9 protein-coding genes are annotated in these 12,099 nt (G+C 70.9%); 3 read left to right on the top strand and 6 right to left on the bottom strand.

Features of this window, described 5'->3' with window-relative positions; all coding sequences use genetic code 11:
• Positions 1-29: 29 nt before the first annotated feature.
• Genes ACZ7CH_RS10235 through ACZ7CH_RS10220 form a run of 4 tightly spaced genes read right to left on the bottom strand, consistent with a single transcriptional unit; the run spans position 30 to position 4,662 of the window.
• On the bottom strand, positions 30-1,058 hold the full coding sequence (locus ACZ7CH_RS10235; RefSeq protein ID WP_360389504.1) for a LacI family DNA-binding transcriptional regulator: 1,029 nt from the start codon (positions 1,056-1,058) through the stop codon (positions 30-32).
• A gap of 6 nt (positions 1,059-1,064) precedes the next feature.
• Positions 1,065-2,042 carry a carbohydrate ABC transporter permease gene (locus ACZ7CH_RS10230; RefSeq protein ID WP_470373636.1) on the bottom strand — a complete coding sequence of 326 codons (978 nt, stop codon included), beginning with the start codon at positions 2,040-2,042 and terminating at the stop codon, positions 1,065-1,067.
• The gene (locus tag ACZ7CH_RS10225; protein WP_458431765.1) at positions 2,039-2,986 is read right to left on the bottom strand and encodes an ABC transporter permease; all 948 of its coding nucleotides are present in this window, start codon (positions 2,984-2,986) and stop codon (positions 2,039-2,041) included. Before ACZ7CH_RS10225 ends, ACZ7CH_RS10230 begins: the two co-directional genes overlap by 4 nt.
• Positions 2,983-4,662 carry a type 2 periplasmic-binding domain-containing protein gene (locus tag ACZ7CH_RS10220; protein WP_470373635.1) on the bottom strand — a complete coding sequence of 560 codons (1,680 nt, stop codon included), beginning with the start codon at positions 4,660-4,662 and terminating at the stop codon, positions 2,983-2,985. Before ACZ7CH_RS10220 ends, ACZ7CH_RS10225 begins: the two co-directional genes overlap by 4 nt.
• A 161-nt stretch (positions 4,663-4,823) precedes the next feature.
• Here ACZ7CH_RS10220 and ACZ7CH_RS10215 point away from each other — a divergent pair, with 161 nt between their 5' ends.
• Together ACZ7CH_RS10215 and ACZ7CH_RS10210 are read left to right on the top strand one after the other, a co-directional pair.
• Positions 4,824-7,658 carry a glycoside hydrolase family 3 C-terminal domain-containing protein gene (locus ACZ7CH_RS10215; RefSeq protein ID WP_470373634.1) on the top strand — a complete coding sequence of 945 codons (2,835 nt, stop codon included), beginning with the start codon at positions 4,824-4,826 and terminating at the stop codon, positions 7,656-7,658.
• A gap of 126 nt (positions 7,659-7,784) precedes the next feature.
• Positions 7,785-8,771 carry an acetylxylan esterase gene (locus tag ACZ7CH_RS10210; protein WP_458431762.1) on the top strand — a complete coding sequence of 329 codons (987 nt, stop codon included), beginning with the start codon at positions 7,785-7,787 and terminating at the stop codon, positions 8,769-8,771.
• 67 nt (positions 8,772-8,838) lie between these two features.
• Here ACZ7CH_RS10210 and ACZ7CH_RS10205 read toward each other — a convergent pair whose 3' ends face one another.
• Entirely contained in the window at positions 8,839-9,531 is a 693-nt protein-coding gene (locus ACZ7CH_RS10205) for a GH12 family glycosyl hydrolase domain-containing protein (RefSeq protein ID WP_360389519.1), read from the bottom strand.
• A 139-nt stretch (positions 9,532-9,670) separates the two neighbouring features.
• Complete coding sequence (locus ACZ7CH_RS10200; protein WP_360389522.1) at positions 9,671-10,669, bottom strand: LacI family DNA-binding transcriptional regulator; 999 nt, start codon at positions 10,667-10,669, stop codon at positions 9,671-9,673.
• Positions 10,670-10,902: 233 nt separating this feature from the next.
• Here ACZ7CH_RS10200 and ACZ7CH_RS10195 point away from each other — a divergent pair, with 233 nt between their 5' ends.
• Positions 10,903-11,904 carry a LacI family DNA-binding transcriptional regulator gene (locus ACZ7CH_RS10195; protein WP_470373633.1) on the top strand — a complete coding sequence of 334 codons (1,002 nt, stop codon included), beginning with the start codon at positions 10,903-10,905 and terminating at the stop codon, positions 11,902-11,904.
• Positions 11,905-12,099: the final 195 nt, after the last annotated feature.

Genomic DNA, 12,099 nt, shown 5'->3' with positions numbered 1-12,099 from the left:
AGAAGGTCGGGCGTGCGGTCGCCGGCGCGTCAGGCCGGGCGCGGTGCGGGTCCCGTGCTCTCGCGGACCGTCAGGGCAGGCGTCAGCAGCACCATGTCGTCGACCGGCCGGCCACCGTCGTTCACCGCGGTCAGCCGGCGCATCACCTGCTCGACGGCGACCCGGCCGAGCTCCTGCGCCGACCCGGTCACCGCGGTGAGCCGCGGCGCGAACTGCTCGGCGAGCTGGTCCTGGCACAGCGCGATCACCGAGGCGTCCTCGGGCACGGTGCGGCCGCTGGTGCGCAGCAACGTGAGCAGCGGGCCGATCGCGCCCTCGTTCTGCACGACGAACCCGGTGGTCGCCGGGCGGTCGGCGAGGATGCGGGCCAGCGTCCCGGCCGTGGACTCGTAGGTGCCCTCGCAGGAGCGGTGCAGGAACCGCAGCCCGCGCTGCTCGGCCCGGTCGCGGAACCCGGCGAGCGTGCGTTCGGCGTAGGCGGCGTGGCGGTGGTAGACACCGGAGCCGTAGCCGATGAACGCGACCTCGCGGTGACCGAGGTCCGCGAGGTGGTCGGCGCACTGCGCGCCCGCGGCCACGAAGTCGTGGTCCACGCAGGACAGCCCGCGGGTGTCGGACGGCAGGCCCATCAGCGTGGCCTGGGTGCCCTGGCCGCGCAGCACGGGGATGCGCTCGTCGTCCATCTCGACGTCCATCACGATCACGCCGTCGGCCAGTCCGCTGGCACCGATGCGGCGCACCCCGTCCGGGCCCTCGTCGTTGGTGATCAGCAGGACGTCGTAGCCGTGCTGGCGGGCCGCCACGGTCACGGCGATCGCGATCTCCATCATCACCGGCACGTACACGTCGGTGCGCAGCGGCACCATCAGCGCGATGATGTGCGACCGCCGCGCGGCCAGCGCCCGCGCACCGGCGTGCGGGTGGTAGCCCAGCTGCTGCACGGCGCTGCGCACCCGGTTGCGGGTCTCCTCGGAGATGGCGCGCTTGCCGCTCAGCACGTAGCTCACCGTGCTGGACGACACGCCCGCGTGCCTGGCCACGTCGGCAATGGTCACCATGAGTTCTCAGCCCTTGATAGCACCGGTCAGGACACCCGTGCGGAAGTGCTTCTGCACGAACGGGTAGACGACGAGCAACGGCACGAGCGTCAGCACGACCACGGCCATCTGCAGCGACAGCGGCGCGGTCTGCGACAGCGCGTCACCGAAGCCGTTGTTGACCGAGCCGGGCATCCCGTTACCGCGGCTGACGTAGGTGTAGAGCACGTACTGCAACGGCCACTTCTCGCTGTCCGTCGGCATGTACAGCATCACGTTGAAGAACGAGTTCCAGTAACCGACGCCGTAGAACAACGCCATCACCGCGGTCACCGCCCGCGAGGTCGGCAGCACGATGGACCACAGGATCCGCCACTCCCCCGCGCCGTCGATGCGCGCGGCCTCGATCAGGTCGGCCGAGGTGCTGGAGTAGAACGCCCGCAGGATCAGGATGTTGAACACCGACACCGCGCTCGGCAGGACCAGCGACCACAGCTGCCCGTACCCGCTGAGGCCGGTGACGACGAGGAACGTCGGGATCAGGCCGCCGTTGACGAACATCGTGACGATCAGCAGCGACAGCAGGAACCGGTGCCCGAACGACCGCGACCGGGACAGCCCGTAGGCGCACAGCACCGACACCACCATCGACACCGCCGTGCCGACCAGCGTGATGCCGAGGCTGACCACCAGTGCGTTGCGCACCGTCACGTCGCTGAGCATCACCCGGTAGGTCTCCAGGGTCAGGCCGTCCGGCCAGATCACCAGGCCACCGGCCCGGTTCACCGCGCCCTGGGTGGACAGGCTGGTGAGCACGACGATCCACAGCGGGACCAGCATGACCAGCAGCACCCCGCCCAGCGTGATGCCCTTGGCCGTCTCGCCCGCGACGGTCGGCGGCTCCTCCCAGACCGGGCGCTCGTTCCTGCGCCGCTTGCGGACCGGTTGCGGTGCGAGGGGTTCCGCGGCCGTGTCGCCGCCGGTGCGTTCGATCGCGAGTGTCATCTCCGGTACAACCCGTCTTCGCCGAAGGCGTGCGCCAGCTTGTTCGCACCCCAGATGAGCAGCAGCGAGATCACGCTCTTGAACAACCCCGCCGCCGCGCCGTAGCTGTAGTCGTTGGTGGCGATGCCGAAGTAGAACGAGAAGGTGTCCAGCACGTCGGCCGTGTCGTGGCCGACCGCGTACCGCTGGATCAGGAACTGCTCGAACCCGACGGTCAGCGCGTTGCCCAGGCGCAGCACCAGCATCAGCACGATCACGCCGCGCAGGCCGGGCAGCGTGATGTGCCACAGCCGCCGCCACCGCCCGGCACCGTCGGCGGCGGCCGCCTCGTAGAGGTCGGTGTTGATCGCGGCGAGGGCGGCCAGGAACACGATGATGCCCCAGCCCGCCTCCTTCCAGACCACCTGCGCGGTGACGAGCAACGCGAAGGTGTCCGGGTTCGTCATCACGTCCCAGGTCGCCAGGTCGTTGCCGCGCAGGAACTGGTTGAGCACGCCGGCGCCGCCGAGCATCTGCTGGAAGATCGTGATCGCCAGCACCCACGAGAAGAAGTGCGGCAGGTAGACCACGGACTGGATGAAGTTGCGGACCCGTTCGCTCAGCACGGAGTTCAGCAGCAGCGCCAGCGCGATCGGCACCGGGAAGAACAGGACCAGCTGCACGAAGCTGAGGTAGAGCGTGTTGCGCACCGCGCCCCAGAACAACGGGTCGGCGAAGAGCCGTTCGAACTGGTAGAAGCCCACCCACGGGCTGCCGGAGACACCGGAGAGCGGGTCGTACTCCTGGAACGCGGTGACGACGCCGAACAGCGGCACGTAGTTGAACACCAGCAACAGCAGGACCGCGGGCAGCGTCATCAGGACCAGCGAACGGTCCCGCAGCAACCTGGCCCGCCAGCCCAGCCGTGCCGGCCGGCCGCGGCGGCGCGCCCCGAGCGTGGTCACTGCCCCGTGCCGTGCTTCTGCAGGACGTTCTCGTCCATCCACGCGATCAGCCGGTCACCGCCGCCGCTGGTCTTCCAGGTCGCGACGGCGTCCCTGACGTCCTGCACCTTCTTCTTGCCGCGGTAGCAGTCCTTGACGGTGTCCTCGACGGCCTGCGCGGCCTCCGCGGTGGCCTGCGCCTGCGGCATGCTGACGTTCATGCTCCAGAACACCGGCTTGGCGAGCGTCTGCACGTTCGCGTTCTGCCAGGCGGTGTGGTCCCTGGTGACGCTGTCGCCGGTGGGGTTGCTGACCACGGCCGGCGACGAGGCCAGGAACGGGTAGGTCAGCGCCTGGACCTCCTTCTTGCCCGCCTCCGTGGGCGTCGGCACGCCGTCGACCGTCGTGAAGTGGGTCCCCTCGACGCCGAAGTTGACCATCGTGTACTCGGCGGAGCCGAACGGTGCGGCCAGGTAGTTCGCAACGGCCAGCAGCTCCTCGACCTGCTCCGGCTTCAGTGAGGCGTTGAGGTAGCTGAGGATGCTGGTGGACGGGCCCATGTCGACGCGCGGCTTGCTCGTGCCGTCGGCGGCGATGACGTTGAACGCGCCGCGCCGGTAGTTCGGGTTCGCGGCCCGGCCGGACTGGTGGTCGGCGAGGTTCCACGCGCCCATGCCGTCGCCGGTGATCAGCGCCTTGCCCGCGTAGAACCGGGTGGTGCCCGCGGAGTCGCCGGCCAGTGAGTCCGGGTGCACGTAGCCCGCGGTCGCGAGGCGGTGGTGCCAGTCGAGGGCGGCGAAGAACTCCTCGGTCTCGTACTTGTGGACGAGCTTGCCGCCGTCCACCTTCCACTTCAGCGGTGCGCCGAAGGTGGTGAAGAGGTAGGTCCAGACGTCGCCGAACGCCCAGACACCGCCTTTCGCGTCGGTCAGCTCCTTGCCGAGGTTCATCAGGTCGTCGGCGGACTTGACCTGGTCCGCGGTGATGCCCTTGGCCTCCAGCACATCACGCCGGTAGTACGTGGTGCCCGCGATCTCGAACCCCGAGGACACGCACGGAATGCCGTAGAGCTTGTCGCCCCACGCGCCGGCCCGCCAGGCCGCGGTGGGGATGGCGGCCAGGTTCGGGTACTTCTTCACCTTGTCGCCGGCCAGGTACGGGGTGAGGTCGGCAAGCTGGCTGCCGGCCAGGCCGCCGGTGTTGAAGTTCGCGTTCCACCACGCGGGCAGCTGAATCCAGTCCGGCAGCTTCTTCGCCGCGGTCATCGTCGAGACGATGGTGTTGTAGGTGTTGCCGTCGGCGGGCTTCATCTGCAGCTCGACGCCCAGTGCCTTGTTCATGGCCTGGTAGAAGGAGTTGTCCGCGGGCGGGGTGGTGCCCCACAGCGGTGTCACCGCCGCGTACCGGCCACCCGCGCCGGGCACACCGGGCACGGTCGCGACCCGGTCGGCCGGGTAGCCGAGGAACCCGGGCTTCGTGAGCACGTCGGGACCGCCCGCCACGGACGGGATGTCCGGCTTGATCGCCGTGTTCGGCACGTGGGCGGGCAACGCGGCCTGGAGCCCGGCCCCGGAGTTCACCCCCGCGCGCTGCGCCGCGCTGCCCCCGCAGGCCGACAGCAGCGGCCCCACCGCGACGAGACCGGCCGCGGAGACGGCGGCGCTCAGGAAGTTCCTGCGGTTCAACTCGATGCCCATGACGGATCCGATCCTTCGTCGTCGAAGTGTCGAAGCGCTTAAACAGATGCCCGGCACAGTAGTGACGCAGATCGCACGAGACAAGACCGTTGACAGCAGAAACCCAAGCGTGCCACCGTCGAAACGCTTCACTGCACGCGCCAACCCGGAGGGGTCACCACGTGGTTTCCGAGGCTGTGTCCGCCGTCGATCGGCTGCCTTTCCGCGACCCGTCGCTCCCGACGCGCAAGCGCATCGACGACCTGCTCGGGCGCCTCACGCCCGACGAGCGGCTCGCGATGCTGCACCAGTACTCGCCGGCCGTACCCCGGCTCGGCCTGGCCGCGTTCCGCACCGGGACGGAGGCGTTGCACGGCGTCGCCTGGCTGGGGCAGGCCACGGTGTTCCCGCAGGCCGTGGGGCTGGGTGCGACGTGGGACGAGGAGCTGGTGCACCACGTCGCCGAGGCCACCGCGGTGGAGCTGCGTGCGTTCCACTACCACCGCCCGACCGCGGTCGGCACCGGCACGAACAGCCTCCAGGCGTGGGCGCCGGTGCTGAACCTGCTGCGCGACCCGCGCTGGGGCCGCAACGAGGAGGGCTACTCCGAGGACCCGCTGCACACCGCGCGGCTCGGGACGGCGTTCTGCCGCGGTCTCGCGGGCGACCACCACCGGTTCCTGCGCACGGCCCCCGTGCTCAAGCACTTCCTGGCCTACAACAACGAGGACGACCGCTGCACCACCTCGTCCGGCCTGCGCCCGCGGGTGCTGCAGGAGTACGACCTGGCGGCGTTCCGGCCGGTGGTCGCCTCCGGTGCCGCCACCGGCGCGATGGCCGGCTACAACCTGGTCAACGGCCGCCCGTGCCACGTCAGCCCGCTGCTGGGCACCGAGCTGCGCCGCTGGGCGGAGCCGACCGGCCGTGAGCTGTTCGTGGTGAGCGACGCCGAGGCACCGTCCAACCTGGTCGACCCCGAGCACTACTTCCACGACCACGCCGAGTCCCACGCCGCCGCGCTGAAAGCGGGCATCGACAGCTTCACCGACCACGGGCAGGACAGCGCGGTCCCGGTCGGCCGGTTGCGCGAGGCGCTGCGGCGCGGGCTGATCGACCAGTCCGATGTGGACCGCGCGGTGCGCAGGCAGCTGGAGCTCCGCTTCCGCCTGGGCGAGTTCGACCCGGAGCTCGACCCGTACTCCGCGATCGGGCCCGAGGTGGTCGACTGCCCCGAGCACCGCGCGCTGGCGCTGCGGTCGGCGACGGAGTCGGTGGTGTTGTTGCGCAACACCGGGTTGCTGCCCATCGACGCGGCCGCCTCACCGCGGGTCGCCGTCATCGGGCCGTTCGCCGACACGCTGTGCGAGGACTGGTACAGCGGCACGTTCCCGTACCAGGTCACGGTGGCGGACGGGTTCTCGGCGGTGCTGGGGACCTACGGCGGCGAGGTGGTCGTCGCGAACGGCGCCGACCGGGTCGCGCTGCGCTCGCGCACCACCGGCGACCTGCTCGGCAAGACCGCGTTCGACATCCTCGACTGGGGCGACGGCGTGCTGACCCTGCGGTCCGCGGAGACCCGGCGCTACCTGAGCCTCCGGCGCGAGGACGGGACGCTGGCCGCGGACCAGGAGCAGATCAAGAGCTGGGACGTCAGCGAGACGTTCCGCCTCGTGCCCGCCGATGGTCCGGTGCTGCTGCAGAGCGTGCTCACGGGCCGATACGCCGTCGTCGACCCGGTTGACGGCCACGTCACCGTCACCGCGGAGTCTGCGGAGACCGCCGAGCGCTGGGAACGCGAGGTGCTGCGCGACGGCACCGCGGACGCGGTCGCGGCGGCGTTGTCGGCGGACGTCGCCGTGGTGGTGCTGGGCAACCAGCCGCTGATCGGTGGCCGCGAGACCCAGGACCGCGCGGGCATCGCGCTGCCGGAGTCGCAGGAAGCGCTGCTGCGCCGCGTCGCCGGGGTCCGCAGGGACACCGCGCTGGTCGTGATGAGCAGCTACCCCTACGCCCTCGACTGGGCCGACGAGCACCTGCCCGCCGTGGTGTGGACGTCCCACGGCGGGCAGGAGACAGGCCGCGCGGTCGCCGCCGTGCTGCTGGGCGAGGCCGAGCCCGCCGGGCGCTTGCCGCAGACCTGGTACCGCGGCGACGACGAGTTGCCGCACCCGCTCGACTACGACGTCGTCAAGGCGGGCTGGACCTACCAGTACCACCGGGCAGCGCCGCTGTACCCGTTCGGCCACGGCCTGTCCTACACCCGGTTCGAGCACCGCGACCTGTTCCTGTCCGCGGACACGCTGACCGCGGACAGCGCGGTCGACGTCTCGGTGACGCTCGCCAACACCGGCGACCGCACCGGCAGCGAGGTCGTGCAGCTCTACGTCCGCGCACTCGACGCGCGCTACGAGGCACCGCGGCTGCGGCTCGCCGACTTCCGCAAGGTCGTGCTGGCGCCGGGGGAAAGCCGCGTGCTGGCGTTCCGGCTGTCCACCGACCGGCTGGCCCACTGGGACGTCGCGACCGGTGCGTTCACCACCGACCCCGGCCGCTACGAGCTGCTCGTCGCCCGGTCGGCCGAGGACGTCGTGCTCACCGCCCCGCTCGCGGTGGCCGGCCCGGCTCCCGCACCGCGTGCCGGTGTCGACCGGCGGGTGCTCGCCGTGGACTTCGACGACTACGACAGCGCCACCCTCGCGGACGCCACCCGTGTGGACGGTGACGCGGTCACGCCCGCGGCCGGTGCGGCGACGCTGTGGTTCCGCTCCACCGACCTCTCCGGCGCTGTCCGCGTCGAGGCGGAGGTCGCGGCGGAGAACGACGAACCGGACGCCCGTGTCGCGTTCTGGACCGGCGAGGACCTGCTCGCGGAGCTCCCCGTGCCCTCCACCGGTGACCGCTACCGGTGGACGACGGTGTCGGCGGCGTTGTCCGCACCCGTGACCGGAGTCCAGGATCTGCGGGTGACGCTGCGCGGTTCGTTCCGGCTGACCGCGTTCCGCTTCGGATCCGCCTGAGACCGGTGGCCCGCCGAACCGGCGGAGGCGGGCCACCACCTTTCTCCAGGCCGCGCGGCCTGGCCGGGACCGGTGGCCCGTCGCTCGGCGGGGACGGGCCACCACCTTCCCCTGTGAGGAGCTGCGATGCCGCTGACGGACCTCTCGCTCGACGAGCTCACCGCGTACCACCCGGACCTGCCGGCGCCACCGGACTTCGACGCGTTCTGGGAGCGCACGCTGACCGAGGCGCGTTCGCACGACGGCGCGGTGACCGCGGAGCGCGTGACCGACCGGTACCGGCTGCGCACCGTCGAGGCCTACGACGTCCGCTTCCCCGGCTGGAACGGCGACCCGGTCGCGGCCTGGCTGCTGCTGCCGCGCGGCGCCGACGGCCCGCTGCCCGTCGTCGTCACCTACCTCGGCTACAGCTGCGGGCGCGGCGTGCCCACCGACCACCTGCTGTTCTCCGCCGCCGGCTGCGCCCAGCTCGTCGTGGACAGCCGCGGCCAGGGCCACGACACCCCTGACCGCCACGCGAGCGGCGGAACCCAGTGGGTCAAGGGTTTCCTGACCCGCGGCATCGACTCCCCCGACGACCACTACTACCGGCGGCTGATGACCGACTGCGCCCGCGCCGTGGACGCGCTGCCGCAGCTGCCGGGGGTGGACCCCGGCCGGGTGGTCGTCGCGGGCGGCAGCCAGGGCGGTGGGCTGACGATCGCGGTGGCCGGGCTGCTGGGCGACCGGGTGGCGGCGGCGCTGCCGGACGTGCCGTTCCTGTGCCACTTCCGGCGCGCGGTGGACATCACCGCCGACGGCCCGTACCCGGAGGTGGCCGAGTACCTGCGCCTGCACAGCCGGCACCGCGTCGACCCGGCGTTCGCGACGCTGTCCTACTTCGACGGTGCCCACTTCGCCCGGCGCGCCACCGCGCCCGCGTTGTTCAGCGTCGCGCTGATGGACCCGGTCTGCCCACCGTCCACCGTGTACGCGGCGTTCAACCGCTACGCCGGTGCGGACAAGACGATGACGGTGTGGCAGTTCGCCGACCACGGCGGCGGGTACGGCTCCAACGCCGCGGTCCAGCTGGAGTGGCTGCACGAGCGCGGGCTGGTGCCCGACGCCGGGTGAGCCCGTTCTCCGCACGAACTCCGCGTGGCCCACCGGGAACACCGGTGGGCCACGCGTTTCCGGGCGGTCAGCCCACGGACACCGAGTAGCTGTTGGTGGCGAAGTTGAGGCCACCGCTGGACGAGGTGATCTCGTAGCCGAACTGCACGGCACCCACCGTCACGTCACCGAACCAGCCGCGGCCGCGGATCCAGTCCATGACCGCCTTGACGTCCACGGTCCCGGCACCGGTGTTGGACGTGCGGACGAACGAGAACACCTCGTTGTGGCCGTTGGAACCGCGGTAGACGTTCCAGCTGTGACCGCCCACGGTGGCCGAGGCCTGCCACGAGCCGATCGGGCCGACGTTGCCGACCTTGTTCATCCACAGCATGATCTCGTAGGCGTTGTTGTTCGCCCAGATGTCGTACGCGGTGGTGTACGAGCCGGCGTTCGGGTAGCTGACGTTGAAGCTGCTGCGCAGGCTGCCCAGCGAGCTGAGCCTGCGGTTCACCATCTTCTCCGAGTGCGGGTACGACTTCACGCCACCGGTGTTGGGCTGGTTCGACCACACGCCCCAGTTGCTGTAGGAGTTGGCCCAGACGGTCTGCGGGCCGTACCCGTTGCCCCACACGTTGTTGCGGACCGTGTACCCGCCGTTCGACCAGGTGCCCCACCGGTCGGTCGAGCTCCAGGTCGCGGCGAGTGCGGTGCCGGCGCCCAGCGACACCGTCAGAGCGGCGACGACCGCGAGAACCAGATAACGCGCTTTCCCGTACATGTCCGATTCCTTCCGTGCTGCGTTGAACGGAATCCGCACCGCCGGCGTCGAAGCGGTTCACCACGAAGCTAACATCGAACAGATCGAATACAACCGCGCGAAATCGTTCGACCGCATTTGCGGCAAAACCACCTGCGAATCAGCTCAGGCGCTGCGGGCCGGTGCGCACGGACAGGTTCGGCGGCAGCAGCGTCAGCGGCGGCGCCTGCTGGCCGTTCAGCTTGGTGACCAGCAGCTCGACGGCCCGCCGCCCCAGCGCCTCGGCCGGCAGCTGGACCGAGGTGAGCCGCAGCCGTTCGGCGAGCTCGTCGGGGCAGATCGCCACCACGGCCACGTCGTCGGGCACTCGCCTGCCTTCAGCGCGCAGGCACTCCAGCACCCAGCCGAGCACGGCCTCGTTGTGCACGACCAGCGCCGTCATCCGCGGCAGCTCCCGCAGCAGCGTGCCCACCACGGCGTGCACCGAGTCGTACCGCGGCTCGGCGGGCAACGCGGTCGACGCGACACCGCGCCGCATGGCCGCGGAGCTGAACCCCGCCAGCGTCCGCTGGGCGAAGCCGGTATTGCGCGCGTAGACCACGCTCGGCGCGCCGAGGAACCCGATGCTGCGATGACCAAGCTCTGCGAGGTGGTCGACGCACCGCGCGCCCGCCGCCTCGAAATCCAGGTCGACGCAGGTCAGGCCCTTGACCGCGGCCGGGTGCCCGAGCAGGACGGCCGGGCGGCCCAGCTCGCGCAGCACCGGCAGGCGCTCGTCGTCCAGGCCGACGTCCATCACCACGCACCCGTCGACCCTGGCGCCGTTCGCCAGCCGCCGCAGTCCCGCGGCGCCCTGGTCGGCGGTCACCAGCAGCACGTCCATGTCGTGCTGGCGGGCGGCGGTGACGACGGAGGTGACGAAGCGCATGACCACCGGCAGCTGCACGCCCTCGCGCAGCGGCAGGACCAGGCCGATCACGTTCGAGCGGCTGCTCGCCAACGCCCGTGCGCCCGCGTGCGGGTGGTAGCCCAGCAGCTGGATGCTCTCCCGCACCCGGACCCTCGTGTCGGCCGAGACCGGGCGGTTGCCGGTGAGCACGTAGGAAACGGTGCTGGGCGCGACTCCCGCGTGCCTCGCCACGTCAACAATGGTGACCACGTCGACACCTCCGCAAATCGAAGCGCTTCGAACGTGGTTCAGTACCGTGACACAGTCGAAACGCGGGCGTCAAGAGAACGACTTCCGTTCGACGATTTCGACGAATGCCCACCGCTGTTCGACCGCCGGGTGGTGCCGCGAGGGCCGCGCCGGAGCCGCCGGACGTCTGCGCGACGCCGTTCCGCGCGCACTACGATGATCGCCACCACTCGTGGCGAACCCGAAGGGCGGGCATGATCACCATCAAAGAGGTCGCCCGCCACGCCGGCGTCTCGATGAGCACGGTGTCGTACGTGCTCAGCGGGAAGCGGAGCATCTCGGAGGAGACCAAGCGCCGCGTCGAGCAGAGCATCGTGGCGCTGGGCTACCACCCGAACGCCGGTGCGCGCGCACTCGCGTCGAACCGCTCGCAGGTGCTCGGCCTGGTCGTCCCGCTGCGGTCGGACCAGAACATGCCGGTGATCATGCAGTTCGTGTCGTCGATCGTGGCGTCCGCCCGCGGCCACGACTACGACGTGCTGCTGCTGACCAAGGAGGCGGGTCCCGGCGAGGCCCACCGGGTCACGGCGCGGTCCATGGCGGACGCGATCATCATGATGGACGTCGAGAGCGCGGACCCGCGGGTGCCCGAACTGCGCGCGGTCGACGCCCCGGTGGTGCTGATCGGCATGCCCGACGACCACGGCGGTCTGAGCTGCGTCGACCTCGACTTCACCAGCGCGGGCAGGCAGATGGCGGCGCACCTGGCCGATCGCGGCCACCGGTCGATCGCGTTGATCGGCTCGCACCCGTCGGTCTACGAGCGCGGCACCAGCTACGCCGCCCGGCTGCTGGCCGGGTTCCAGAGCGAGACCACCAGGCGTGCCCTGCCCGCGTCGGTGCACTCCTGCGCTCCCGGCTACGACTCGGTCGCGGCCTGCCTGGACGAGGTGCTGCACCCCGACCGCGGCACCACCGGCCTGGTGGTGCACAACGAGGCGGTCCTCGGCCAGCTGCTGCTCGAGCTGCGGCGCCGCTCGCTGGACGTGCCCGGCGACCTGTCGGTGATCACGCTGTGCCCTGACGACCTCGCGCAGGACCTGCCCGTGCCGCTCACGTCGATCTCCGTGCCCGCGCAGGAGCTGGGCGCCATCGCGGTCGAGATGGTGATGAGCCGCCTCGCGCACGACCACGCGCCGGAGGTGCGGCTGCTGCAACCCCGGCTCACCGACCGCGGCAGCACCGCCGTTCTCTGACAACGATTTCCCGTCCGCGTTCGATGCAATTCGACTCGAATGCGTCGAACGACAACGCGCATTCCAATAACGTGAAAGTTCTTCCGCGCCTTGGACGTGCGACGTAGCCTGCCGTGACGAGATCAGCCGTTCGGCCGAACCGGTTGTGGTACGAGCGCCGACGGCTCCTTGCCGCAGAGGGACGATGAGAAAACT

It is taken from the genome of Lentzea sp. NPDC037011, assembly GCF_055607425.1.
The sequence above is the reverse complement of the archived record's forward strand: the minus strand, read 5'-3'. Positions and strand labels throughout refer to the sequence as shown.